The following is a 25793-nucleotide window of genomic DNA, read 5'->3' as shown; positions in this document are numbered from 1 at the left end:
GCCTCACAGGTGACATGATTAAGGGGTGTCCGGTCCCGATTTTGTGACGAATCAACCTCCCGTGCGTGCGGGCGCGCTGCTCATTGCGTCCACCGCCATGTCGGGCCCGACGTTTGCACGCACCGTGATCTACATAATCGAGCACGACGAGCAAGGCACCCTCGGGGTGGTCTTGAACCGCATGTCCGACGCCGCCGTCTACAACGTGCTCCCCGCGTGGGCGGGATTGGCGGCCAGCCCGCCCGCAGTCTTTGTCGGCGGCCCGGTGTCCACCTCGTCGGCCCTGTGCCTTGGAGTCGCGAAGACCGGGGTCGACATGAGCCAGCAGCCGAAACTGCACCAGGTAGTCGGACCGGTCGCGATGGTCGACCTCGATGCCGATCCCGACGAAATGGCTCACGTGCTCAATGGCATCCGCATTTTTGCCGGCTATGCCGGATGGGATGCGGGGCAACTGGACGATGAGATCGCCGAGGGCAGTTGGATTGTGGCCCCGGGTCTACCTTCGGACCTGCTGTCGGCGCCGGCGGTCGACGTCTGGCAACGAGTGTTGCGTCGACAACCGTGGCCCCTGCCCTTGCTCTCGACCTATCCGCTGCACCCGGAAGAGAACTAGCTGCTCGCGCGTCGCTCCCGTACGCGGCGGAACACCAAAAAGCCGAAGGCGACCGCTCCCACGCTGATCCCGACGATCAGCGCCACGTTGGCCCCCAGGGTGGCGCCAACACCGTAGGAAATCAGCAGGATGGTCGCCGTCCAACTGATACCGCCGATCGCTGTCGCACAAAGAAAGCGGGTGAACGGCATCCGCCGGGCGCCCGCCAGGAGGGGAGTCACGCTGCGAACGTAGGCGACCCAACGAGCTGAAGCGATCGCCGCGATGGCCGCGCCCGGCGGTGGCGGTTGGTAGCCCGACCGTACGGCGCGTCGAGCCATCCGCCGACCAAATTGGGTACGGGAAAGCCGCGGTCCCGCCAAGCGACCGAATGCGTAACCGGTAGTGTCGCCCGCAACCGCCGCCACCGCGCAGCCAAGAACCAGTACCACAATGGACGGCTTTCCGACCGCGGCAACCACCCCTGCCGCGATCAGCACGGCTTCGCTCGGCACCACCAAACCGACGAGCACCATCGCGGTCTCGAAGTAGACGATGCTGAAAGCCACCAGGTACACGGCCCACGCCGGTGCTGAGCCGACCAACTCGGTCAGCCGATCTGACAATGAACCCATGTGCCGTCAACTCAGCGGGTTTGTCCGCTGTCAGTAACCCATCGTTCGGATCGCCTTGGCCAGTTCATCGAGTTGCTCGGTGCGCGCATCCAAATGCGGACTGATGCGCAGCAACGAGGTGTCGCCAGCCAGGGGAGCGCGCCACGAATCGGCGGCAGTCACCAGGAGACCCAGTTCGCGGAGTCGGTCGCGGGCCGCCACCACATCCGCGGGCCCCCAACCGGGCGGCGGAGCCAGGGTGACCAGCGCCGACCGCTCATCAAGTGGTTCAACCACTTCCCAGCTACCAATCCCGTGGAGTCGTTCACGAGCGATGCGGCCAATCGCGGCCAATTCGTCGAACACCTTCTGCTCGCCGAGGTCAACCAATTCGGCCACCGCCTGCGACAGCGCCAACTGTCCGGCGATGAACGCATCCGAGGGCAGCAGTTCAACGTCGATGACCGAATCCGAACGCACAGCCACGAAGCCGACGCCACGCGGACCGGTCAACCATTTCCGAGAGGTGCCGTATACGACGTCGGCACCGGTCACGGTCGCCACATGGCCCACGGACTGCGCCATATCGACGACCACGGCGACGCCCGCATTGTGCGCGACCTCAACGATCTGCGCGACCGGCTGGACGATACCGCTCGTCGAGCCGATGTGGCAGACGTGAATAAAGTCTGGCTGCTCAAACTGCAGCATGTTCTCCAGCGAATCCACATCGACGCGCCCAAACACGTCGATCGTCGGCATGGTGCGGACGACGAAATCGCGCCGCTCAAATTCGGCGAGGTTGGGGCCGAACTCGTTGGTCGCCACCCACACCGTCGCCGAAAGGGGAAGCTTCATGCCATTGAGAACACTGCTCAGTGCCGCGCGTGCACTGTCACGGTACGACAGTTCGTCGGCGGCGTGGCCAAGCAGCGAGCCGAGTGTCTGTCGGCCAGCGTCCAACATGTCAGCCTGCGCATCGGCGGCGATATATGAGCCGTCCCTCGCCTCACGGATGAGATGTTGATGCAGGGTGTCGATGACGGCGTTCGACGAACGCCCGGCCGAAGCCGCATCCAGATGCCCAATTGAGGGCTCGACCCTTGCTGCACGCCACTGTTCACCGAGATCGCTGCAGTACATGTCTCAAATCTACCCTTGATCCTGTTGCTGCTGACGCCACCACTCGTGCAGAGCCGACTCGGCCTCCTCGGGCGACATCGGCCCGGACTCAAGGCGCAACTCTTTCAGATAGCGCCACGCCTGCCCAACCATGGGACCGGGAGGAAGGCCAAGCAGTTCCATGATGGCGTTTCCGTCCAGGTCTGGGCGGACGCGATCGAGGTCTTCGGCCTCCCGGAGCACGACAATCCGTTGCTCGAGCGAATCATAGGTTTCTTGAAGTTTGCGGGCGCGGCGGCGGTTACGAGTGGTGCAGTCGGCGCGCACCAATTTGTGTAGCCGCTCCAACAGCGGACCAGCGTCGTTGACGTACCGTCGGACCGCGGAATCGGTCCACTGGCCGTCGCCGTAACCGTGAAACCGCAGGTGCAGGAACACCAACTGGGCAACATCTTCGACGATGGCTTTCGGGTATTTCAGCGCTCGCATCCGCTTTCGCACCATCTTGGCGCCGACCACTTCGTGGTGATGGAAGCTCACGCCGCCGCCCTCCTCGTGCCGTCGAGTGGGTGGCTTGCCGATGTCGTGGAGCAGCGCGGCCCACCGCAACACCAGGTCGGGGTCGCCCGTTTCCAGGTCAATCGCCTGCTGCAGCACCGTCAGGGAATGCTGGTAAACATCCTTGTGCTGGTGGTGTTCGTCGATCGTGAGCTTCATGCCGGGGATCTCCGGGATGATCAGTTCGGCCAATCCCGTCTCGACCAGCAGATCTACCGCCTCGATGGGGTGCTCACCGCAAATCATCTTGTCGAGTTCCACCCGCACGCGTTCGACGGTGATCCGTTCGATCTGACCGGCCATCTCCGTCGTCGCGAGGAGCACTCGGTCGGCGAGGGCAAATCCCAACTGCGACACAAACCGCACGCCGCGCAGCATTCGCAGCGGATCGTCGTTGAACGAGAGTTCCGGTGCCGCCGGGGTATCGATGATGCCCGCCAGCAGATCACTCATCCCGTCGAGGGGGTCGACGAACTCCTGCTTGCCGTCCGCAAGCAGTTTCACGGCCATCGCGTTGATCCGAAAATCGCGGCGAACCAGATCGTCTTCCAACGTGTCGCCGAAAGTGACGACCGGATTGCGGCTTTGCTGGTCGTAGAGGTCGGACCGGAACGTGGTGATCTCGACCATTGTGGCCTCAGCACCGTCGGGGTCCCGTTTTGCAGCACTCACCGTCCCGAACTCGATACCGGTATCCCAGACGGCGTCGCCCCAGTTGCCCAAGATCTCGGCAATCACGTCGGGGCGGGCGTCGGTCGTGAAGTCGAGATCCCCGGCTAAGCGACCCAGCACGGCATCGCGGACAGACCCGCCCACCAGGTACAACTCGTGTCCGCGGGCAGCAAATTCGTTGGCGAGGGGAGTGAGCACGTCGCCCAGCGACGCAAGCGTTATCGCCGCCGACGCTAGGAGGCGAGTGCGGCGCTGCGAGCGTGCATCTTCGCTCGCCTGTCCCCGTGGCGCAGTGTCGGTCATGTGAAGAAACCCTACCGACTGCCGACCCACTCAACCTGTTCGGCTAACGGAGGGTTACAAGCGGCTAGCATCGGGGTGTGTCCGCTGAACCCTCGCTGCAGCGCCCGACCGCCGATTCCGGCGTGTCGGGAACCGATGCTGCGCCGGGTAAAAGCAGTGGCGGCAACACCCCGGCCGGAAGTGAGACCGGACGGACACGTCAGGGCCGACGCGGGCGCCGACGGCGGGGACGTCGCTCCGGGCGCGGCGGCCAGGCTCAACAGCAACAGCCATCGGCGACGCAGACAACGACGACCGACGCGCCTAGCACCTCGAATACGCCGCCGAAAAGCGCACCGAAACCCGGCAGCCACCGCCCGAACAGCCAAAAACCCGGCGGGCCGAAACCCCATGGCCAAAAACCCGGCAGCACGAAGTCCAATGGGGCTAAGTCGAGCGGGGCTAAATCCAATGGGGCCAAATCCAGCGGCCAAAAATCAGGTGGCCCCAAGCCGGGACCGAACAAGCCCGGCGGACAGAAGCCCGGAACGTCTCGCAAGGGCGGCGGGCAACGCGGATCCGGTGGCAAGGCCAACGGCAACCAGAAGCAGGTCGTCGGCACGACCGTCGAGCTCACCGCACCCGATGTCCAAGAAGCCAACTCACCGGCGTCCATGCCGCGCACCCGGCGCCGCACTACCCGTCGGTCAGAGGCTCCCGAAACCACCCCGCGACTGCACACGGTCCGCGAAACCTCAGCGGGCGGACTCGTGCTGTCGGACATCGATGCCCCGTTTTCGGAGCTCTCTGCGGCGCTAATTGGCCGGATCGACCGCCGCGGGCGAATGATGTGGTCGCTCCCCAAGGGACACATTGAGACCGGAGAGACGGCCGAACAGACCGCCATGCGCGAGGTCGCCGAGGAAACCGGTATTGAGGGCACCATCGTCGCGCCGCTCGGCAAAATCGACTACTGGTTCGTCAGCGAGGGTCGGCGCATCCACAAGACCGTCCACCACTACCTCTTGCGGTACACCGGCGGTGAACTGTCAGACGCCGACTACGAGGTAAGCGCCGTCGCGTGGGTCCCGTTGACTGAGTTGCCCCGCCGCCTCACGTATTCTGACGAACGGCGTCTGGCGCGGATGGCCGAATCAGTAATTGCCGACCTACAGAGCGACCCGGACCGGTTGGCGAAATCTGAAGCGAGCTGCCTCCGCACCGAGCCAAACGACTATGAGAAAGCCGCAGCCGCACGCAATCAGCGTCGAAACGAACCGCCGCCCGCGCCGAAACCCCGTCGACGCCGGCGGCGCCCGCGTCGCGCCGCATCCGGTGAAAGCTGACTCCACCGCGCGACGACGGTCGCTGCAGTTGCTGGTCGTGGCAACCGTGGCTTTCCTGCTGACCTTGACAGTCGGTGGAGTCCCGGACGCGCGCGCAGACCCAGCCACCCGTGCCTACGCCACCCTGGGCCTGTCGGATGTGACGCCGACGACCGTCACCGGCTCGACGGGCGACACGGTCACGGTCTCCGGACGGATCGTCAATACCGACAATCGGCCCATCAGTGACATAGGCGTGCGCCTGCAACGCGGCAATGCCATCACCGCGTCCTCGGAACTGCGTAGCTCACTCACGTTGCCCGCCAATAGTTTTGGGATCTCTAGCGGGCAGGCAAAGGTCATCAGAAGCCTGGCGCCCGGAAAATCGGTTGATTTCACGCTCACTGTCCCGATCACCGGATACGGCGGTCTGAATCTGATGCGGGCCGGTGTGTACCCGCTTCTGGTGAACGTGCTCGGTACACCAGCGGACGGCGGTGCCGTTTCCATCGCCGACTCGCGGACCCTTCTGCCGGTCCTGTCATTGCCACCAAACAGCGAACGTGCCCGGGAATACGTGGATCCCGCCGCCGGGGCAGCCAGCAATCCGCTGCTGGGCCGAGACGGATCCATCGCGGCCAATTCGACGAGCCCGTCCGCGTTCACCATGATTTGGCCGTTGGCAGCCCCGCCGCAGACCGCCGCCGGGACGCTCGGCGGCGAGACCGCCGAATTGCGACTGACCAGTGATGCGATGGCGAGTTCCCTGCAGGCAGACGGCCGACTCGGCCTGTCCCTCGCGGCCCTGGAGGAACTGGCGGGCATTGGCGCGGCTCCCACCCCGGGCACCGACGACGAGCAGTCAGCACCGGCCGACGAGCACAATCCCGTCCGCGACTCCATCTGCCTGGCGGTTGACCCCGACCTGCTAACCACGGTCTCGGAGATGGCCAGGGGCTATGTCATCACCATCGATCCGGCGAACCCCGATGCCGCCACCTATCCCGGTCAGGGTGCCAAAGCCGCCGCGAACTGGTTGACTCGCCTCAAGGCCGTCGCATCCCGAATGTGCGTGACCGCACTGCCGTTCGCGCAGGCCGGACTCGACTCGCTGTACACCATCAACGACGCCAACCTCAGTAAGAGCGCTGTTCTTGACCCCTACACCGTTGTTGACGAGATGCTGGGAGTGCAGACCGTCCGTGGCCTCACTCTGCCTGCTACCGGCACTTTGACGGACAACGGGCAAGAGTTGCTTTCCACCCTGGGGGTCGAGGCGGCAGCGATCGCTTCCACCTCGATGTCGCCGATCGGTGCCGACACAGCTCCCACCGCCGGCACCCCCTCGGGTCGCTACAAGCACGGCGAGCTTTCGCTGCAGACCTACGACGCTGCGATCACCGCGGCTCTCGGCGGTGCCGGGATCACCCCCGTTGTACCGGCGATCACCCCCAACTGGCAGCAGCCGACGCTGTCGCATGAGTCTGCGGCGAGCCGTAGGCAGTCAGCTGCGGCAGCATTGACCTTCCCGATGCTGAGCGGTCCCATCGCGCAAACCGACGATCAGCCCGCACCAGACCTTCCAGCGACCGGTCGGTCGGCCTTCATCATGCCGCCGACCTACTGGTCACCGACCCTGCAAGACGCCCGAACCTTCCGCGACACCGCAGCGCTAATGCTCTCGTCGGGTACCGCTCGTCCGGTGCCGCTGGCAACCCTTCTCGACGAGATGCCTGCGGTGAATGCCCGGGCTCGCCTCGAGGTTCCCGGCGATATTGAGCCAGATGCGGCCGCTGGCTACCCGATCACCCAGCACGATGCCGAAACCGTCCGACAACGGCTCGGCGCAATCGACCGCATGCAGTCGTCGCTCGTGGGCAACAACGACACGGTCACAACCCCCGTCGACTACATGCAACCCTTGCGCGACGACCTGATCCGGTCGGTGTCGAGCGCGTCAACAACCGACTCCGCAGCCACCCGCGAGCGGCGCGATCAGCGCTTGACCGCAGTCGGCAAGTCACTCAACAGCATGCAGCAGGCCGTTTCACTCCTGGACCCCAGCGGCCGATACACCCTGGCATCCGAACGCAGCCCACTGTTGTTGGTGGTACGGAACAACCTGGCCCTGCCGATTAAGGTGCGGCTCGACGTCGACGCGCCGCCCACCTTGGAAATTGCCGACCTTGGCACGTTTGAGATTCCGGCGGCGGGCACCCGCCAATTACAGATCCCAACGCACGCCTCAAGCTCCGAGCCAGCCACGGTTCACATTGGGCTCATCACGTCGAGCGACATCCCGCTCAGCACACCAATCGAGCTTTCCGTTTACGCAAACGCCTACGGCAAAGCACTCTTCTGGATCACCATCGGCGCGGCGATCATCCTCATCGCGCTGACTGCACGTCGACTGTGGCACCGTTTCAAGGGTGAACCAGACCCCGCCGATGAGGACCGGCCCGAACCGGACGCGGAAGACCTGGAACAAGCAACGCTGGGCTACCAGCGTCGCCTCGACCTGCAGGAAGCACCGGATGGGGACTCCGGGCCGAGAGACACCGGGGGAGTCTCGTGAGCAAACGTGAGAGCGACCGCAACGCCGAACCCGTGGCCGTGAAACCCGACGACTCCGATGCCGGAATCATGCGGACCGGCGGTTCCATCGCCATCGCCACCCTGATCAGTCGCATCACCGGCTTTATCCGAACCGTCCTGGTCTTGGCGATGCTGGGCGGTGCCATCGCATCCGCTTTCCAAGCCGCCTACGTGTTGCCGAGCATGATCGCCGAAGTGGTCCTCGGTGCCGTCCTGACCGCCATCGTGATCCCCGTCTTGGTGCGAGCCGAGAAGGAAGACGAAGACGGCGGCGTCGGCTTCATCAACCGCATCTTCACGATCACCGTGATGCTGCTCGGCGTTACCAGCGTCATCGCGGTCATCGCCGCACCGCTGCTCACGATGCTCAACGTCGGCGACGGCCAGGTGAACCGTCCACTGACCACTGCGCTCGCCTATCTGCTGCTGCCAGAAATTCTCTTCTACGGCCTGTCCGCCCTGTTCATCGCCATCCTGAACATGAAAGGCCTGTTCAAGCCCGGTGCCTGGGCGCCCGTTCTCAACAACGTCGTTCAAATCACCACCTTGGTCCTGTTCTGGGCGATGCCGGGAGACCTCACGCTGAACCCGGTAAAGATGTCGGACCCGAAGATCCTGGTCCTTGGCATCGGAACCACACTCGGCGTCGTCATGCAGATGGCCATCTTGGTGCCATACCTCCGCAAGGTCGGCGTCCACCTCAGGCTCGAGTGGGGCATCGACGCACGCCTGCGTCAGTTCGGCGGCATGGCCGTCGCGATCGTCGCCTACGTCCTCGTGCTGCAGGTCGGCCTGGTGATCACCTACCGCATCGCGGCGCACGCAACCGCCGACGGCATCTCGATCTACAACACCCACTGGCAGCTGCTGCAACTTCCCTACGGCGTCCTCGGCGTCACCATCCTGACGGCGATCATGCCGCGACTATCGCGCAATGCCGCCGACGACAACACTGACGCCGTCATCGACGACATGTCCCTGGCCACCCGCCTCACGATGATCGCCCTGGTCCCGACGGTCGCGTTCATGACCTTTTTCGGGCCGGCGATCGCCATCGCCATTTTCAACTTCGGCAAGTTTGACGCCGACACCGCCTCCCAACTCGGCTCCGTCTTGTCGTGGGGTGCGTTCACCCTGATCCCGTACGCCATGACGCTCGTCCAGCTACGTGTCTTCTATGCACGCGAAGACGCGTGGACACCGACGCTGATGGTCGTGGGCATTACCGCCGTCAAGGTAGCGTCGTCGTACCTCGGACCCGTCATGTTCGACGATCCCAATATGGTCATTCGCTGGCTGTCGCTGTCGAACGGTCTCGGCTATCTCGTCGGCGCGATTGTCGGACAGATGCTGCTGCACAAACGGCTCGGAGTCAGCCGAATGCACGGGGTCATGCGGACGACCGTCATCACGATTGCCGTCTCGGTGGTCGCGGCGGCCGCCGTGTGGCTGGTCGCCGACCTGACCGGGCTGTCGAACATGGCGACGGAGGCGGGCAAGATTGGCTCGATCGTCTACCTCGGCTTCACCGCGATTGTCGTTCTTGGCATCGTGTACCTGCTGTTGACCGCGCTGGAAATCCCCGAGATGGTCACCATTTCCGGGACCGTGATGCGTCTGCTCGGTCGATTCATTCCGGCCCTCGCACCCGCGCCGGAGCCAGGCGACGAACACCGCGATGCGCGCACCATGACAGTCCAGATTCCGCGCGTCACGTTCGAGGATTCTGTCCCGTACGCTGGTCAAGTAGATGTGCGTCGCCGGTTCGACAGGGGTACCGCGACGTGGCAGGAGTACTCGGTGCTGTCCGGCGGCGCGGTGGGCGACACCATGTTGATCCCGGTTGTTGGCCGTCCGATTCCCCCGCCCAGGCCACACCGACCACCACCACCCCAGCGAGGAGTTCCGCCGATGGACCGCAAGGGTGCCACCCCGACCGGCCCGTCCGACGAAAGGACCCGCATCATGGGCCCGCCTCGAGGACCCCGATTGGTACCGGGTGCCGGAATCGCGGGCGGCCGCTACCGACTCCTCGAAAAGGAGGGCGGCACCCGCGGTATCGAGTTCTGGCGCGCGCGGGATACCGGGCTGGACCGCGAAGTCGGCCTCACCTTTGTTGATCCCGAGCAAAAAGCACCGCCGTTCAACCCCGGAGAACGACCGGCCGACGACGGCCCGCAAGCCATCTTGAACCGCACCCGTCGCCTCGGCCAGCTCCATTCAGCGGGTGTCGCCACCGTCCTTGACGTAGTGCGCAGCGCTTCCGGCGGCGTCATTGTCACCGAGTGGGTGGCCGGCTCGTCCCTGAAGGACGTTGCGGCGACATCACCATCGGCGATGGGTGCCGCCCGTGCCGTGCGTGCCCTGGCAGCTGGTGCCGAAGCTGCACACCGTGCCGGTGCCACGCTCTCTATTGACCATCCCGATCGCATCCGAGTCAGCACGGACGGCGACGCCGTGCTCGCATTCCCGGCAGTGATGCCGGGCGATGATCGTTCCGGCGATGTCCGCGGTCTCGGCGCCGTCTTGTACGCACTGCTGTTGAACCGGTGGGCCCTCGATGCCGAGACCGGCTCACGCCTGGTTACCACCGCTTCGACCACCGAACCGATCGGCGGCATGGCGCCGGCGGACCCCGATCCCGAACACCCGGATCAGCCCATTCTGCCGCGCATCGTCAAACCGGACACACCCTTTGAAATCTCCGCGGTCGCCACTCGCGCCATGGAGGGCAACAGCGGCATCCGTACGGCGGCGACCGTTCAACACGTGCTCGACCAAGCAACGGTCGTCGACCTGAAGACCGACATGCTTCCGCGAGTCGAATCTCGACAGGCTCCCGTATCCGTTGCGCCACTGTCGCGGACACGCAAGGAACGCCTCATGGGCGAGGGAGAAAAGGGCAAACGCAATGTTGCGCTCCTCGCCGGTGGTGGCCTGTTCATCGTGTTCTTAGCGATCGCGCTGGTCGTGGCGTTGACCAATGTGTTCGGTGGGTCGTCCACCGACTCGGACATCGACTCGATTCTGCCGTCGGATTCAACGGCGTCCTCGGCTGAGTCATCGCCAGGCTCACCGTCGGCCGCCGGTCCGGTGGCCTTGCGATCGGTGACTTTGCTCGACGTCTCCGGTGACCCGACGGAGTCCTCGCCCAATATTGCCAACGTGATTTCGGGTGCGAGCCCGCCTTGGCGGACGGATGCCTACCGAGGGAATCCAGAGTTCGGCGGGCTCAAGTCGGGGCTGGGTCTCATCTTCACCGTCGACGGCAGCAAGACGGTCAGTTCGGTGAAGATTGAGACCTCAACGCCGGGGTTCGAGGTGCAATTGCGGACCTCTGAGCAGCGTCGACCCACTTCGTTGGATGCAACGACTCTCGTAGGGACCGGGTCGGTGAACTCAGCTTCGACCGGCCTCACCATCGACAAGACGTCTGCCGCACCGTATTTCATCGTGTGGCTCACCACGCTCCCGGTGGGCCCCACCGGTGACTACCAGGCCGTGATTTCGCGGATCAGCGTGAGCTAGCCGTTACGCACTTTGCGAAGCCTTCTCTGCGGGCGCAGGCACCGTCCCTGGCTCGGGAGTCCATCCGGGCGGACCAAAAATGTAGCCGAGTTTTGCCCGCAACGTTGGCGCCCGACGTACGTCATGTCCGATGGCCGCATACTCGAAGGTCTGCAGCTTCCAAATGTTGTACGTATCAACGGGTTTCGTGAGGCCATACCTCGGTCGCTGTACCTCTTTCTGGAACGACGAGAACATGCGATCCCAGATGATGAAGACCCCGCCGTAGTTGCGATCCAGGTATTCGGCGTCGCTTCCGTGATGCACGCGATGGTGCGACGGTGTATTCATCACGAATTCGAACGGCTTCCACATGGTCCCGATGTGTTCGGTGTGGATCCAGAATTGGTAAATCAGATTGAGCGAGTACACCGCAAACACGACCGCTGGCGGGACCCCCAACACGACGAGAGGTGCAAACATCACCATCGCCATACTGTTGTTCCACTTCTGCCGAAGTGCGGTCGCAAAGTTGAAGTATTCGCTCGAATGGTGAGCCTGGTGCGTCGCCCAGACAAGGCGTACGCGGTGCGAGATCCGATGGTCCCAATAAAAGAGGAAGTCGAGTACGACGAACCCGATGGCCCACGTGTACCACTGGTTGGCTGGCAGCTGCCACGGTGCCACGTACGCAAATAGGGCGACGTAGACAAAGAGCGCCAGGAACTTCCAAACAGCCGAGGTGCCGATCGAGACCAAGCCCATGTAGATGGAAGCCCGAGCATCGCGCCCCTCGTAGGCGCCGACAGAATGTGGTGCCGCAGGGTCAACTCCGTCAGGGTCGATGCCACCACTGGCCATTCCAGCGCCGCGTTCACTGCGTACCGCAGCAAAGATCTCGAGAAGCATCATCGTGACGAAGAACGGAATAGCGAGGACCGTTGGGTCTCGCATTGGCTCCGGCAGAAAGTCCAACATATCCGACTTCTTTCGCAATCGCGGTAGCTGTAACCCGCGTTAACTGACATATTAACGTGTCAGAGTCCTGATGCAAGGCCTCAGCCATTTTCGTCACGCGTAGAATAACGCCTAATGACTAGAGAAATGGGTGGGCGTACCTACGGGGGTGTCACTGCTGCAGATCGCCAGAAGCAACGACGATCTGCGCTGGTGGACGCCGGTTTAGAGCTGTTCGGCACCGAGGGATACCTCAACGTGTCAGTCAAGAAAATCTGCGACGAAGCTGGACTCACCCAGCGCTATTTCTATGAGTCGTTCCCGGATCGGGTAAACCTGCTCGCTGCCGTCTATGAGCACTGCGTTGACCTTGCGCGTGCCCAGGTTCTCGCGTCCATTACCGAGCTACTTCAACAAGCAGGAGTAGGCGAGGGCCCCATCCCCGGGGAGCTAATTCCGGAGATTGCCCGCCAGGGCCTCGGTGGTTTCATCGATTCGCTCGTCGACGATCCGCGACGGGCCCGCGTCATTCTCATTGAGGTCGTCGGGGTTTCTCCCGAGATCGAGAAGCTTCGGCTGGGCGCCATCCACGACTGGGCCGACCTCATCGTCGGATTTGCGGTGGCTGGCGATCAAGTCACCACCAGACAGAAGCTGGGCGCGATCGCACTCGTCGGTGCCATCACGCAGCTGCTGGTGGACTGGCAGATGGCAATCAGCGATCCCATCAGCGATCACGCCGGCCCGGAGATGTTCCAGGTCGAAACCATCCACGAGGTGGTTTCGGAAATGTACGCGGCCACCTATACCAGCTTGTTTGCTGGCTAGTCGCTACTTGCCGACTGCGAGGCGACTGCTGATCTGCTCGGTGGCGTCAGCCAATTCGGGCATCACGAACAACCATTCGGAGCCATCCCCGAGCGTGATGCACAAGCGTTCCCGCTTGCCGCCGGACAGGAACTTCCCGGTGCCCGGAGCCCTTCCGACAGCTGCCACAAATGTCAGCGCCACGGAGAAACGGGCTCCTGCCGCGCGCGCCGACTTCGGCTCGAATACGACGTGCGTCTTCGTCAACTGCAACTGGCCCGGGACCGCCAGCTTGCCCATCGATCGGCCAGCCTGCCACGTCGCCAGCGGCTTGTCGTCACTCATGCCGCCATCGTAGTAGCGGGGTAGGCGACGGTTACCACCCCACCCGCGCGCGACGCCAACGGGCAGCGCCTTCCGTTCGCAGATATTCGCGACCTCTGCCTACTGGATTGTGCAGGTTAGGGGGACGCCTACCGTCGTTATCCACAGGTCTGACAAATCAATCCACAAACTGGACGGAAACGCTAAAACGGACACCATTTGCCCCTAATCTCATCGACATGACTCGGGGGATTATCAGCCAAACAGCCGACACGGAACTCCTGCGCGCACATCTCGCAGGCGACCGAGAGGCCTTCCGCGAACTCTACGAACGGCATCGCAACCACCTGTGGGCCATCGCCCTGCGCACCACAGGAAATCCAGACGATGCCGCCGACGCCATCCAAGATGCTTGGGTGTCGATTCACACGTCGGCGACGTCGTACCGAGCAGATGCATCGGTCGCGAGCTGGCTTCACAAAATTGTCGTGAACTCATGCTTGGACCGCATACGACGCTGCCGCAGCCATGACACCGTCCCACTCTTCGAATTCGCAACCATGATCGCCGATGACCACGACTACACCGAGGACATCGACGTGTCACTGTCCATCGGACGTGCATTGGACGTGCTCACACCAGACCAGCGAGCAGCCATCATTTTGGTCGATCTGAACGGGTACTCGATCAGCGATGCGGCGGCCGCCCTACAAGTGCCGTTTGGAACTGTTAAGAGCCGCTGTTCGCGCGGCCGCGAAAAGCTGGCGCTAGTGTTGAACTACTTGCGAGAAGAAATCTGATGGCCATCGTTCAATCCGCCGATACACCGACGCCATCTCAGTAGTGTTGGGTGGCACCAACACCAGACGGGCGGTCTTCGAAACATCATGGGTCCTTCAGATGCGCGAGGCTCGGAGTTTTCGCTGCCCAAGTCCCCGTTGCCAGAACCCCCGTTTTCTACTCGGCTGCTTGCCGACTTCCATGCTGATGCCCTCGACCCAGCCACCGATGCACATGTTCGCGCCCGCCTCGCCGCAGATCCGAATGCACCAAGGGTTCTGGATGCTCTCAATCGCGTGCAGTCCGACCTCCGCGCCTACGGACAAACTGCGCCACCGATGCCCAACGACGTCGCCGCCCGCATCGACAAAGTCATCGACGATCTCACCTGATCGCGACTTCGGGAACATTGGGCCATATTCTGTTGTTGACTAATGCGTCTGCGCCCACAGCGACAACGAAGTGCTGGGCAGACTTCGCGACAACGGAGGATTGATGACCGACACCGATAACCAGATCCACGACCTCATCATCGTCGGATCGGGTCCTGCCGGTTATACGGCGGCTATCTACGCTGCCCGCGCTGAACTCTCACCCCTCGTATTCGAAGGCATGTCTTTCGGTGGCGCGCTCATGACCACCACCGAAGTAGAGAACTTCCCCGGCTTTCAGAAGGGCATCCAAGGTCCCGACCTGATGGACGAGATGCGCGAGCAAGCCCTCCGATTCGGCGCGGACCTGCGCATGGAAGACGTCGATGCCATCCGCCTCGATGGTGACATCAAAGAAGTTGAGGTCGCGGGGGAGGTGCACCGCGCCCGCGCCGTGATCCTCGCGATGGGTGCCGCCGCTCGGTACCTGAATGTCCCCGGCGAGCAGGAACTCCTCGGCCGCGGCGTCTCCGCCTGCGCCACCTGCGACGGCTTCTTCTTCAAGGAGCAGGACATCGTCGTTGTCGGCGGTGGCGACTCGGCCATGGAAGAAGCGATCTTCCTGACCAAGTTCGCTCGCAAGGTCAGCCTCATCCACCGTCGCGAAGAGTTCCGCGCGTCCAAGATCATGCTTGAACGCGCCCGTGACAACGACAAGATCGAATTCATCCTCAACGCCACCGTGTCCGCGGTTAAGGGAGAGAACTCGGTCACCGAACTTGAGCTCACCGACACCATCACCGGCGAAACACGTCCGCTCGAAGCAACCGGCATGTTCGTCGCCATTGGCCACGATCCGCGCAGCGACCTCGTCAAGGGCCAGGTGCAGCTCGACAGCGACGGCTACGTCGAGGTCGAGGGCCGCACCACGTACACCAACATCCCCGGCGTCTTTGCGTGCGGCGACCTCGTCGACCACACGTACCGCCAGGCCATTACCGCCGCAGGTAGCGGCTGTTCGGCAGCAATCGACGCCGAACGCTGGCTTGCCGACCAGGCATAACCAACCTCAGTTGAGTTGATCTCAACTGAACCACCAGGAGGAACCATGTCCGAGCACACCACCGCCGCAACCGATGCCACCTTCGCCGACGACGTCATCATGGGGTCGGCAGACAAGCCCGTCCTCGTCGACTTCTGGGCCACGTGGTGCGGACCGTGCAAAATGGTCGCTCCCGTGCTCGAGGAAATCGCCCGCGACAACGCCGACAAGCTTGCCGTCGTGAAGGTCGACATCGACGCCAACCCGAACGTGGCGCGCGATTACCAAATCATGAGCATCCCCACCATGATGCTGTTCTCCGGTGGCAAGCCCGTCAAGACCATCATGGGCGCCAAGCCAAAAGCCGCGCTGCTGCGCGAATTGTCCGACGTCCTCAAGTAGTCCGTCGTACCGCTGACTCCGCACCCGCTGTATCACCATCGACCATAGGCTCATCCCAAATTCAACGGGGGTGGGTCTATGGTCACAGATGGGGGACATCGGTTTGTCGGTGCACGTCTCGCCTGAGAGAATAAACCAGAACTATGTCCGGCAGAGCAAGGCCTGTTCTGCTGCGCGGGTAGTCGCGCCGAGAAAGTGGGATTTACGTATGCAGGTGTTGCGTCTGGGAGACCACGGATCCGCTGTCGCGGAGATCCGGGCCATTTTGGCCAATCGTGGTCTGCTGCCGGCATCCCTGCCTAGCCCCGCCACCACCGGCACACCTTGGTCGCCACCCGAAGCCGTTTTTGACGAAACCTGTGACCGTGCAGTCCGCGCGTTCCAACAGGAACGCGGTCTCATCGTCGACGGCCTCGTTGGTCGTGCCACGTACACCGCACTCCGCGAAGCGTCCTACCAACTGGGTGCCCGCGTTCTGCTTTACCGCCTGTCCGCACCAATGAGCGGCGACGACGTAGCAACGCTGCAGTCTCGGCTCCAGAACCTCGGTTACTACCACGGGCTCGTCGACGGCGTGTTCGGCGAAGTAACTCACAATGCCGTTGGCCTGTACCAAACCGAGTACGGTCTTTCTGCCGATGGCATCTGCGGCCCCTCGACACTCCGCTCGCTCGAACGACTCGGAACCCGCGTTACCGGCGGCTCACCCCACGCGATCCGCGAAGAAGAGCATGTCCGTAAGTCCGGTCCGCAATTGACCGGAAAGCGGATCCTGATCGATCCGGGCTCGGACGAACCCATCGGAGACGAGAATGTCCTCCTCTGGGATCTCGCCTCCCGACTCGACGGTCGGATGTCTGCCGCAGGAATGGAAACGTTCCTCTCACACGAGGCCAAGGCTGCGACGTCCGACGACGAGCGGATCCGGGTTGCCAACCTCGCCGACGTCGATCTCATGATCTCGTTGCGCACCGGGCATTACCACAATCCCAAGGCCAACGGTGTCTCCAGTTTCTATTTCGGTAACTCGCACGGCTCGTACTCCACGATTGGCCGCAGTCTCGCTGGCTACATCCAGCGTGAAATCGCCGCTCGCACAGAGTTTTTGGATTGTCGGACGCATGCGCGCACGTGGAACATTCTCCGCTCCACGCGGATGCCGATCGTGCTAATCGAAGCTGGCTACATCACCAACGAACACGACGCCGCCTGCCTGGCCCGCCCCGAAGTACGCGACACCGTCGCCGAGGCGATCCTCGTGGCCGTCAAGCGCCTTTATCTGCTTGGCGAGAATGATCGGCCCACCGGCACCTACACCTTTGCGGAATTACTTGCCGCAGAACGGGTTACGGGCTAACCAGCCGTCCGCTCCCGAGTTATAGGGGCACTCTTTCCGCTTCTGCACTCGACAGCGCAGGCAGGTGGATCGGCTCGACAAGCTTTTTCAATGCCCGCTCCACCTGACTCTTCCATCCCAAGCCCTCGTTGAGCTCAAGACGTAGTCGGGGCAGATACGGGTCGTCGGCTACCACTTCGAACCCAAAATCAAGCAGCGCCTCGGTCGAGAGAATGCAGCGCTGACAGACATCGCCAGCGAATCCGCTTCCGAGCAAAAGTGTCACCAGGTCCATCGCAAGCGATTCGTCGTCTCCACTAAATCCGAAAGCTTCGATGGCGCGCACGCCGCGACGGATCAGATCGGCGACCACCGCGTCGAGGACGACCGCGGCGTCACTTTCAAATCCCGGTTCCATCCGGATGCTCGTCAACAAAATTGCGTCGACACCCACCGGGGCAGTGGGGAAGTGCTGTGCCCGCGGCACCCGACCCGGTGGCGAGTAGAACGCCGCGCCGACCACACGTTCGGTGGTCGGCTCGATTGCCACCTGACAGCACACACCCCATTCCAGGAGGAGTCCTGACAACCACGCCTCTTTGTCGAACTCGCTTTCCGGACCGGCCGTCTCGCCCGGGGCGGTCGTTGTTGCCATCATCGAATCGACCGCTGACGATTCTCCAGACCGATCCACTTCCCAGAACACGCAGCGGCGGGAATGAAGCGGAAGGGTCTCGAAGTCGCTGAGATCCAGCGGTACTACGGCGATGGCCATTGCCGTCCCTCTTCTCCTTCTTATCGCTTCGATTCGACTCGAAATTGCCTCCGACACAACCTGTCACAGTGACAAAACGGCTGCGTCTACGCGTATGGCCGATTTACATCGCTATTTTTCGGTGTTCTCGGCGATGACGTTGACGATGCGTTCGAGGTCGTCAACCGACCCGAACTCGATCAAAACCTTGCCCTTGCGCTTGCCCAGGCTCACCGTCACCTTGGTATCGAGACGGTCCGACAGCCGATTCGCCACATCCTTCAGGCCTGGCATCTCGATGGGTCGACGCTTCTTCGCCTCCGGTTTGGCATCCGGGCCGTCGTGATTCGCCAAAGTGACGGCTTCTTCTGTCGCTCGGACCGACAACCCTTCACGGACGATGCGCGCGGCGAGCGCCTCTTGGGCATCGCTGCCAGCGTCGAGTGCGAGAAGCGCACGTGCATGGCCGGCCGACAGCACACCCGCAGCGACGCGTCGTTGCACGGGAATCGGCAACTTCAACAGGCGGATCATGTTGGTGATCACCGGCCGCGAACGGCCGAGACGATTCGCGAGTTCCTCGTGAGTCACGTCGAACTCCTCGAGCAACTGCTGATACGCGGCCGCTTCTTCGAGCGGATTCAACTGTGCGCGGTGGATGTTCTCCAACAGTGCGTCACGCAACATGTCGCCGTCAGCGGTCTCACGAACGATCGCCGGGATCGTAGCAAGGCCAACGTTGGTGCTGGCCCGCCACCGACGCTCACCCATAATGAGTTGATAGCGCACCCCATTGGCCCTGGGGGAGGGGAGTTCCCGGACCACGATCGGCTGCATCAGACCAAACTCGCGGATCGAGTGCTCGAGTTCAGCGAGGGCTTCCTCGTCGAAAACTGTTCGCGGCTGCATCGGGTTCGCTTCGATTTCCGACGGCACGATCTCGCGGTACACGGCACCGACGTCACTAGCCTGCTCGTCGTTACCAGCCGTGGGAGCCAGCAAGTCGGTCGAAGGCTTAGCGGTTGGTCGAACCGCGTTGCCGCCGCCAATCACGACGTCTGCTGCCGCCGATCCCATCCGCGGAGTATTGAGACGGTGGTCGTCTTCCGGCGGACCCGTCGGGATGAGTGCGGCCAGGCCGCGTCCCAGACCGCCACGACGCTGCGTGTCACGTTGATTCATCGAAGTGCCCCTTCAGCCGCTCCGCGGTTCGCCAATTCCCGAGCCGCGTCCAGATAACTCATTGATCCACGTGAACCCGGATCGTATTCAATGATCGTCATGCCAAATCCAGGCGCTTCGGAAACCTTCACGCTGCGCGGAATGATTGTCGTGAGGACCTTGTCGCCGAAGTGGTTGCGAACCTCCGCGGCAACCTGGTCTGCCAACTTGGTACGACCGTCGTACATCGTCAACAAAATTGTCGAGACGTGCAGTTCCTTGTTCAGGTGTGCTTGCACTAGCTCGATGTTCCGAAGCAACTGACCAACGCCCTCGAGTGCGTAATACTCGCACTGAATCGGAATCAGCACCTCTCGAGCCGCAACCATCGCGTTCACCGTCAGGAGCCCTAGCGACGGTGGGCAGTCGATCAGAACGTAGTCAATGTTTAATTCGACGAGGAGGTCCTCATCGAGCGCATTCCGGAGTCGGCTCTCCCGAGCAACAACCGAGACCAACTCAATTTCGGCACCCGCCAGATCCAAGGTGGACGGTACGCAGTACAGGTTTTCGCTCGCGGGTGACTGCTGGATCGCCTCGCGCAGTGACACATCATCGAGCAGCATCTCGTACACCGATGCGATACCGGGTTGACGGTGATCGATCCCGAGTGCGGTACTTGCGTTGCCCTGCGGATCCAAGTCGATGACCAGTACCCCAAGTCCATGAAGCGCAAGACCAGCTGCCAGGTTGACCGCCGACGTCGTTTTTCCGACACCGCCCTTCTGGTTGGCAATCGTCATGATGCGCGGCCGCGGCGGGCGGGGGAGGCGCCCAGCCCCACCGGGGGTCAAGACCTGGCTGGCGTGTGCCGCCGCCGTCGCGATCGGGGTGTCGTCAAATGTGGGCATCTGTGGAACGGGCGGCGTTTCACGTGAAACGCGCGGCTCCTGGGTCGATCTATGTGCGCTGTCGGGCACCCCGGGACTCCTTTGGTCAGTGCTTTCATTCTGCGCCCTGCGGCGAAATGACACCAATTGAATCTCTTTCCTCAGCCTCGGCGTCCGGCACGACGCGCCTTGCGCGCATCCTTGGCACTCTCAATACGTCGACCCGTGATCAACGTGGTGGGTGTTTCTAACATTGTCCCGCACTCTTCGACCGTCAGGTCACGGATACCGAAGCCCGACACCTTTTCCCGATCACGCGCAATCTCGTCGGCTGCCGACCGCCCCTTTAGCGCAACCAATCGGCCCCCACCACGAATGAGGGGAGCGGACCACTTCGCGAGACGCTCAAGCGGTGCCACCGCACGCGACGTCACGACGTCCGCCGGCTGGACTGCCTTCAGGACTGCCTTTTCCTCGGCCCTTCCACGGACAACGGTGACGTTCTTAAGACCGAGTTCCGTAACGACCTCATCGAGAAATGTTGTTCGTCGCAGCAGTGGCTCTATCAGCGTGATGGCCAGATCTGGTCGCGCGATAGCCAGCGGAATGCCTGGTAAGCCTGCACCCGAACCGATATCGATGACGGTCAAGTCTTCATCGATCGCCTCCGACAGGACAGCGCAATTCAGCAGGTGCCGAGTCCACAGTTGGGGAAGCTCTCTGGGTCCGATGAGCCCCCGCAAGACACCTTCCTCACTAAGGATGCTGGCGTACCTTTCTGCCAGATCCAGACGCTCTCCAAAGATCGCTGCCGCGATCGGAGGTGTCGGCTCGGTTTCGGTATTCGATCCTGGACCGCTCTCGGGTTCGCCCGCCATCACTCTGTCATCCTTCGTCGTTTCACGTGAAACTCACCTCGGTATAGGAACGCTGCGTTTCACGTGAAACGCAGCATCGCACATTAGATGGTCATGGATCATCCATCAGGGGAACAGCAGCGTCGTTGCCGATCTCCCGCGCGACTTCGTTCGGGGCCTGCCGCAGTCACGATCGATTCCGAAGATCTCGGATGACTGCCTTTCGTTTAGTTTAGTCCCTAAAGCGCTTGGCTCTGACCGCCACTGTGCGATCCTTCTCTGGCTCAACTTCCTGTAGGCAGCAACAGCAAGTGAGGCGAGCGCGATGACCTCTCGCATTTGAACTACGTCCTGCAATCTTCTTCGCCAGGCAATGCTGCAATTGGTGACGTCGAGTTTCACGTGGAACGAGATCACGTAGATACCTCGGTACCCAGCTGAGCCAAACGCTGACGGCGACCATCACGCCACCGCGCGACTTCGAGCATCAACCGACACTCCGATCACCATCGACATCAAGATCAATATCGCCATCGAAGTCGAGGATGTCGAGAAACTGCTCAAGATGGCCCGCCGCAACTTCACCTTCTTCAACGAGCCCCACATGCACGGGGGAGGGGAGCAGGTTCGCACCTGAACTATAGGCATGTGATTATCTTCGCCGAGCAGTTGGCGCCATCGGTGACGACGTCCACGTTTCACGTGGAACGAGATCGCCGTCGACCTCGACGTGTCGACCTCGACGCTGTACAACTGGCGCCGACCGACGGGAATAGCCCAGGACATAGTCGAAGGACCCATCCGTGCCACGGATCCCGGCGGGCGTGGGCGGCGTTCCGGTTCGACGAGCACGCGTGAACCGTTGCTGCACATCGTGGAGCGGTCGGGGAACGCCGTGGAACGGCGGCTACATCGAGTCGTTCAACAACCACCTGCGACCGGAGGTGCCTGAACCGCAACCAGTGCACGAACCAGATCGAGGCCCGCGTCGTCCTCGGCGACTTCAAGCACGAACACAACACGCGGCATCGTCATTCAGGCCTGGGCTACTGACCTCGGTCGAGTACGCATGCCCGACGCAGCCACCGGCATCATCCAGTGGCCTGCGAGATCAACAGGGGGCGGAGTCGGTCACTCCTTGGTAGTCCACAGCAACTTCACCTTCTTCAACGAGCCCCACATATGCACGGGGGAGGGGAGCAGGTTCGCACCCGAACTACAGGCATGTGATTATCCTCGCCGAGCAGTTGGCGCCATCGGTGACGACGTCCACGTTTCACGTGGAACGAGATCGCCGTCGACCTCGACGCTGTACAACTGGCACCGACCCACGGGAATAGCCAAGGACATACTCGAAGGACCCATCCGTGCACGAACCTGATCGAGGCCCGCGTCGTCATCGGCGATTTCAAGCACGAACACAACACGCGGCATCGTCATTCGGGCCTGGGCTACTGACCTCGGTCGAGTACGCATGCCCGACGCAGCCACCGGCATCATCCGCTGGCCTGCGAGATCAACAGGGTGGAGTCGGTCACTCCTTGGTAGTCCATAGCAACTTCACCTTCAACGAGTCCCACATGCACGGGGGAGGGGAGCAGGTTCGCACGGGGAAGGGGAGCTACTTCGCGCCTGAACTACAGACGTGTGATTATCTTCGCCAAGCAATGACGCCATCGGTGGCGTCCACGTTCCACGTGGAACAAGATCACCCATTCAGACAGCCGTAAATCCAGCAGGCGCATCCTGGGAGCCAAAAGGTCACTGTGTCGAAATCTCGAACACCCCCCAAAACGGGTGAAGCCCCGACCCGAAGGTCGAGGCTTCACGGAAAACGGGAGGCGGTCACTCCTTGATGACAACCACCCGACGCTTGGGCTCAACGCCCTCACTCTCGCTGTAGACACCGGCGACAGCCGCAACGGCATCGTGCACGATCTTGCGCTCAAACGGAGTCATCGGGTCAAGGACTTCACGCTCACCTGAATCCCGAACACGTTCAGAGACCTCGGTACCCAGCTGAGCCAAACGCTGACGACGACCATCACGCCACCGCGCGACGTCGAGCATCAACCGACTCCGATCACCGGTTGACTGCTGCACAGCCAAACGCGTCAATTCCTGCAGAGCATCGAGAATCTCGCCGTTCCGGCCGACGAGCTTATTCAGATCCTTGCCGCCATCAATGCTGACAATCGCACGATCACCATCGACATCAAGATCAATATCGCCATCGAAGTCGAGGATGTCGAGAAGCTGCTCAAGATAGTCCGCGGCGACTTCACCTTCTTCAACGAGTTTGTCTTCCTCGTCGTCGTCCTCGTCGCTGTCGTCGCTGTCGTCGTTGTCGTCGTCCTGATCATTGTCGTCATCGAGAACATCGGCGTCAGGTGTCGCCTCTGCTTCGTCAACCGCAACGGCGCTGCCTTGGGCCTCTTGTTCGACGACTTCCACCGATTCGTCGGTCACGGTGTCATCGGACGACACAGTCTGGTCAGTCATGAATGTGTTCCTTACTCAATTGAAATACGTCTGGGGAAGGGTTCGCAGTGCCGTTACCGGCGGCCCTTCTTTTTGTTGCGCTTGTTGCCGGCCTGCCGTGCACCGCCGGGTTTGGTCTGTCGCTGACCGGGCGAAGTCTTCTTTGGCTGCGTCGCCTTCGAGGCCGTGCCCTGAGCCTTAGCCGGTGTGGCCTTCTTCGAGACATCTACCTTCGTGGCATCGGCGTCGTCGTCCTCAACGGCACCATCAACAACGGCGACGCTGCTTTCGCGTTTTGTCTTATCCGGTCGTGCGCCGGGCTTCGGTGCAGCGGCTTTAAGTCGCTCTTCCTTCGCGAGCTTGGCTTCTTCTTCTTCCTTGGCGATACGGCCAAAGACGATGTGCTGCTGTGCGTACGTCCAACCATTGTTGGCCACCCAGTAGAGCAGGATGGCGACGGGGAAGAACACACCCGTGACGAGGATGCCGAGCGGGAACACCCAGAGTGCAAGGTTGTTCATGATGCGGGTCTGCGGATTCGCCTCTGCGGCCGCAGTCTGACGCGACACCGATGCACGCGAGTTCATGTGCGTGGCGAACGAAGCGATCAGCATCAGCGGGACGATCACGGCGGCGATCTGCCAGCGAGTGAAGTCAACGTCAGCTACTTTGCCCGACGACACAAACGCCGCCCACTGCTGTTCCGGTTGCGTTAGGAACGACGACAGCGGGACACCAAAGAATCGGGCGTCGAGGAAGTTCTGTACCTGCTCCGGGCTGAACGCGTAGTTGCCCGTCATCCGGTTGGCTTCCAACGACAGGCTCGGACCGGTATGCGGAACGCCGAAGCCGCCGCCGCCTTCGGGGATGTAGCGGTTGAACGACCGCAGCACGTGGAACAGACCGATGAACACCGGAATCTGCATGAACATTGGCAAGCAACCGAGCAGCGGGTTAAAGCCGTGCTCCTTCTGGAGCTTCTGCATCTCCTCGGTCATCTTGACGCGGTCGTTGGCGTACTTCTTTCGAATCGCCTGCATCTGCGGATTGATTTCCTGCATCTGCTTCGTCGTGCGGATCTGCTTGACGAACGGCTTGTACAAGATGGCGCGCAACGAGAACACCAGGAAAACCACCGACAGTGCCCACGCAAGACCGTCCCAGCCCGGTGAGTTCGGCAAGATATTGTCGAACAACCAGTGCCAGAGCCACATGATCCATGACACCGGGTAGTAGATGAAGTTGAGCACGGCTCACTTACCCCTATCTGAAGGTGATGCTTTCGCATCACTGTTGGAAGTCTTGTTGCGGAGCCACTCCACGGGTCCCAACTCCGGGACCGGGTCGTAGCCCGGTTTATGCCACGGCCCGCATTTCAGCAGCCGCCAGGTGGCGAGAACCGATCCCCACACGAAGCCGTGCTTCGACAACGCCTCAACGGCGTAACCACTGCATGTGGGTTCAAAACGGCACGTCGGCATGCGGGTCGGGGAAACCCAGGTCCGATAGAGCTCAATCACGAAGATGAGACTGGTTCGCGGAAGGCGGTACAGCTTTTCCAGCATGTTTCTCAGCCCTTCCCGTGCGTCGAATTGTCGCTGCTTAACCCAGCGCACGCGGCCAGAACTTTACGGTGCGCAAACGCGGCACGAAGGACTTCGGTGAGTTCGGCACTGGATTTATCGACGATCCCCGGATATGCGCGGACCACCACATACGTTTCGGTGGGCAACGTCCCGACCGCGGCCGCAGCGAAGGCACGACGAAGGCGCCGCGCGGTCCGATGCCGAACCACCGCGTTACCAACCTTTTTGGAGATGACAAGACCGAGCCACGGGCCGCCGTGCAAGGCAACGTCCGGTCTCAGCCCGCTGGCATCAGGCCAGTCGGTACCGACAGGTGCTACTTGAACTGACAGATCACGCGCCGAAACCCGCACACCCTTGGTGAGTGTGCGGGTGAAGTCGGACTTCTTCGAAATCCGCGCCGCGTCGGCCGACACCGATTTGACCGGGCCGGATTCGCGACTAAGCGGTGAGCTTGGCGCGGCCCTTGGAACGACGACCGTTCACGATGGCGCGACCGGCGCGGGTCCGCATACGCAGACGGAAGCCGTGCACTCGTGAGCGACGACGGTTGTTCGGCTGGAAAGTGCGCTTCCCCTTGGCCACTGGAAACTCCTCGTGTTGGTACTACAGGCGGTTTAACGGGCCCACTCATGGATCGACCGGGGCCGACTCGCGAGCGAGCGCGTATTCCGCAGTCCATGTACAGGCGACCTTTCGAGGGTACTGGGCACAGGAATCCAAATCAAACGACGGGTTACCTGCGGATATCGCGGACACCGAATTACATCGGTGG

The 25793-nt window shown here is 62.1% G+C and carries 24 protein-coding genes and 1 pseudogene; 10 read left to right on the top strand and 15 right to left on the bottom strand.

The window, feature by feature from the left end; all coding sequences use genetic code 11:
* Positions 1–25: 25 nt before the first annotated feature.
* A complete protein-coding gene (locus AC1L34_RS14470) occupies positions 26–616 on the top strand; it encodes a YqgE/AlgH family protein (protein WP_424293817.1) in 591 nt (196 codons plus the stop codon).
* Here AC1L34_RS14470 and AC1L34_RS14465 read toward each other — a convergent pair.
* From AC1L34_RS14465 to AC1L34_RS14455, 3 genes are read right to left on the bottom strand one after another with little or no spacing between them, the layout of a single operon-like run.
* Positions 613–1230 carry a DedA family protein gene (locus AC1L34_RS14465; RefSeq protein ID WP_424293818.1) on the bottom strand — a complete coding sequence of 206 codons (618 nt, stop codon included), beginning with the start codon at positions 1228–1230 and terminating at the stop codon, positions 613–615. The genes AC1L34_RS14470 and AC1L34_RS14465 overlap by 4 nt on opposite strands.
* A 30-nt stretch (positions 1231–1260) precedes the next feature.
* A complete protein-coding gene (locus AC1L34_RS14460; RefSeq protein WP_424322973.1) occupies positions 1261–2352 on the bottom strand; it encodes an aminotransferase class V-fold PLP-dependent enzyme in 1092 nt (363 codons plus the stop codon).
* Between the two features lie 9 nt (positions 2353–2361).
* Positions 2362–3864: a CCA tRNA nucleotidyltransferase gene (locus AC1L34_RS14455; protein WP_424322974.1), complete on the bottom strand. Its 1503-nt coding sequence runs from the start codon at positions 3862–3864 to the stop codon at positions 2362–2364.
* A gap of 77 nt (positions 3865–3941) precedes the next feature.
* Here AC1L34_RS14455 and AC1L34_RS14450 point away from each other — a divergent pair, with 77 nt between their 5' ends.
* The 3 genes from AC1L34_RS14450 (at position 3942) to murJ (ending at position 11291) form a co-directional block, all read left to right on the top strand.
* Positions 3942–5189, top strand: a complete 1248-nt coding sequence (locus AC1L34_RS14450) for an NUDIX hydrolase (RefSeq protein ID WP_424322975.1) — start codon at positions 3942–3944, stop codon at positions 5187–5189.
* Positions 5080–7743, top strand: coding sequence for a DUF6049 family protein (locus tag AC1L34_RS14445; RefSeq protein WP_480034857.1), 2664 nt, complete (start codon positions 5080–5082; stop codon positions 7741–7743). Before AC1L34_RS14450 ends, AC1L34_RS14445 begins: the two co-directional genes overlap by 110 nt.
* A gap of 68 nt (positions 7744–7811) precedes the next feature.
* The gene (murJ, locus tag AC1L34_RS14440) at positions 7812–11291 is read left to right on the top strand and encodes a murein biosynthesis integral membrane protein MurJ (protein ID WP_480035335.1); all 3480 of its coding nucleotides are present in this window, start codon (positions 7812–7814) and stop codon (positions 11289–11291) included.
* 3 nt (positions 11292–11294) lie between these two features.
* Here the strand turns inward: murJ and AC1L34_RS14435 are convergent, their stop codons facing one another.
* Positions 11295–12248, bottom strand: coding sequence for a sterol desaturase family protein (locus AC1L34_RS14435; protein WP_424324645.1), 954 nt, complete (start codon positions 12246–12248; stop codon positions 11295–11297).
* A gap of 114 nt (positions 12249–12362) precedes the next feature.
* Between AC1L34_RS14435 and AC1L34_RS14430 the strand changes: the two genes are divergently transcribed.
* Positions 12363–13055, top strand: coding sequence for a TetR/AcrR family transcriptional regulator (locus AC1L34_RS14430; protein WP_424294180.1), 693 nt, complete (start codon positions 12363–12365; stop codon positions 13053–13055).
* A 3-nt stretch (positions 13056–13058) separates the two neighbouring features.
* On the opposite strand, the gene AC1L34_RS14425 is transcribed toward AC1L34_RS14430, so the two are convergent.
* Complete coding sequence (locus AC1L34_RS14425) at positions 13059–13379, bottom strand: hypothetical protein (RefSeq protein WP_424294179.1); 321 nt, start codon at positions 13377–13379, stop codon at positions 13059–13061.
* Positions 13380–13597: 218 nt separating this feature from the next.
* On the opposite strand from AC1L34_RS14425, the gene sigM reads away from it, so the two are divergent.
* The 5 genes from sigM to AC1L34_RS14400 all read left to right on the top strand — a co-directional run bounded on the left by sigM (position 13598) and on the right by AC1L34_RS14400 (position 17310).
* A complete protein-coding gene (gene sigM / locus AC1L34_RS14420; protein WP_424294178.1) occupies positions 13598–14158 on the top strand; it encodes an RNA polymerase sigma factor SigM in 561 nt (186 codons plus the stop codon).
* Between the two features lie 87 nt (positions 14159–14245).
* Entirely contained in the window at positions 14246–14530 is a 285-nt protein-coding gene (locus tag AC1L34_RS14415; RefSeq protein ID WP_424294177.1) for a hypothetical protein, read from the top strand.
* A 103-nt stretch (positions 14531–14633) separates the two neighbouring features.
* Positions 14634–15572 (top strand): thioredoxin-disulfide reductase, encoded by a 939-nt coding sequence (gene trxB / locus AC1L34_RS14410; RefSeq protein ID WP_424294176.1) that lies wholly within the window; start codon positions 14634–14636, stop codon positions 15570–15572.
* Between the two features lie 45 nt (positions 15573–15617).
* A complete protein-coding gene (trxA, locus tag AC1L34_RS14405; RefSeq protein ID WP_424294175.1) occupies positions 15618–15953 on the top strand; it encodes a thioredoxin in 336 nt (111 codons plus the stop codon).
* A gap of 208 nt (positions 15954–16161) precedes the next feature.
* Positions 16162–17310: an N-acetylmuramoyl-L-alanine amidase gene (locus AC1L34_RS14400; RefSeq protein WP_424294174.1), complete on the top strand. Its 1149-nt coding sequence runs from the start codon at positions 16162–16164 to the stop codon at positions 17308–17310.
* A 19-nt stretch (positions 17311–17329) separates the two neighbouring features.
* Here AC1L34_RS14400 and AC1L34_RS14395 read toward each other — a convergent pair whose 3' ends face one another.
* The 10 genes and pseudogenes from AC1L34_RS14395 to rpmH form a co-directional block, all read right to left on the bottom strand.
* Positions 17330–18064, bottom strand: coding sequence for a hypothetical protein (locus AC1L34_RS14395; RefSeq protein WP_424294173.1), 735 nt, complete (start codon positions 18062–18064; stop codon positions 17330–17332).
* A gap of 111 nt (positions 18065–18175) precedes the next feature.
* Complete coding sequence (locus AC1L34_RS14390) at positions 18176–19225, bottom strand: ParB/RepB/Spo0J family partition protein (protein ID WP_424294172.1); 1050 nt, start codon at positions 19223–19225, stop codon at positions 18176–18178.
* Positions 19222–20115, bottom strand: a complete 894-nt coding sequence (locus tag AC1L34_RS14385) for a ParA family protein (RefSeq protein WP_424324206.1) — start codon at positions 20113–20115, stop codon at positions 19222–19224. Before AC1L34_RS14385 ends, AC1L34_RS14390 begins: the two co-directional genes overlap by 4 nt.
* A 140-nt stretch (positions 20116–20255) precedes the next feature.
* Positions 20256–20972 carry a 16S rRNA (guanine(527)-N(7))-methyltransferase RsmG gene (gene rsmG, locus AC1L34_RS14380; RefSeq protein ID WP_480034856.1) on the bottom strand — a complete coding sequence of 239 codons (717 nt, stop codon included), beginning with the start codon at positions 20970–20972 and terminating at the stop codon, positions 20256–20258.
* A 398-nt stretch (positions 20973–21370) separates the two neighbouring features.
* Positions 21371–21549: pseudogene (locus AC1L34_RS14375) on the bottom strand (single-stranded DNA-binding protein); the annotation flags it as partial.
* Positions 21550–22796: 1247 nt separating this feature from the next.
* Positions 22797–23453 carry a Jag family protein gene (locus AC1L34_RS14370; protein ID WP_424293080.1) on the bottom strand — a complete coding sequence of 219 codons (657 nt, stop codon included), beginning with the start codon at positions 23451–23453 and terminating at the stop codon, positions 22797–22799.
* Between the two features lie 53 nt (positions 23454–23506).
* Positions 23507–24682, bottom strand: coding sequence for a membrane protein insertase YidC (gene yidC, locus AC1L34_RS14365; protein ID WP_424322977.1), 1176 nt, complete (start codon positions 24680–24682; stop codon positions 23507–23509).
* A 3-nt stretch (positions 24683–24685) separates the two neighbouring features.
* The gene (gene yidD, locus AC1L34_RS14360) at positions 24686–24997 is read right to left on the bottom strand and encodes a membrane protein insertion efficiency factor YidD (protein ID WP_424322978.1); all 312 of its coding nucleotides are present in this window, start codon (positions 24995–24997) and stop codon (positions 24686–24688) included.
* A 5-nt stretch (positions 24998–25002) separates the two neighbouring features.
* Positions 25003–25434 (bottom strand): ribonuclease P protein component, encoded by a 432-nt coding sequence (rnpA, locus tag AC1L34_RS14355; RefSeq protein WP_424322979.1) that lies wholly within the window; start codon positions 25432–25434, stop codon positions 25003–25005.
* A gap of 25 nt (positions 25435–25459) precedes the next feature.
* On the bottom strand, positions 25460–25603 hold the full coding sequence (rpmH, locus tag AC1L34_RS14350) for a 50S ribosomal protein L34 (RefSeq protein WP_124709456.1): 144 nt from the start codon (positions 25601–25603) through the stop codon (positions 25460–25462).
* Positions 25604–25793: the final 190 nt, after the last annotated feature.

Source organism: Gordonia sp. 34D (assembly GCF_056682775.1).
The sequence above is the reverse complement of the archived record's forward strand: the minus strand, read 5'-3'. Positions and strand labels throughout refer to the sequence as shown.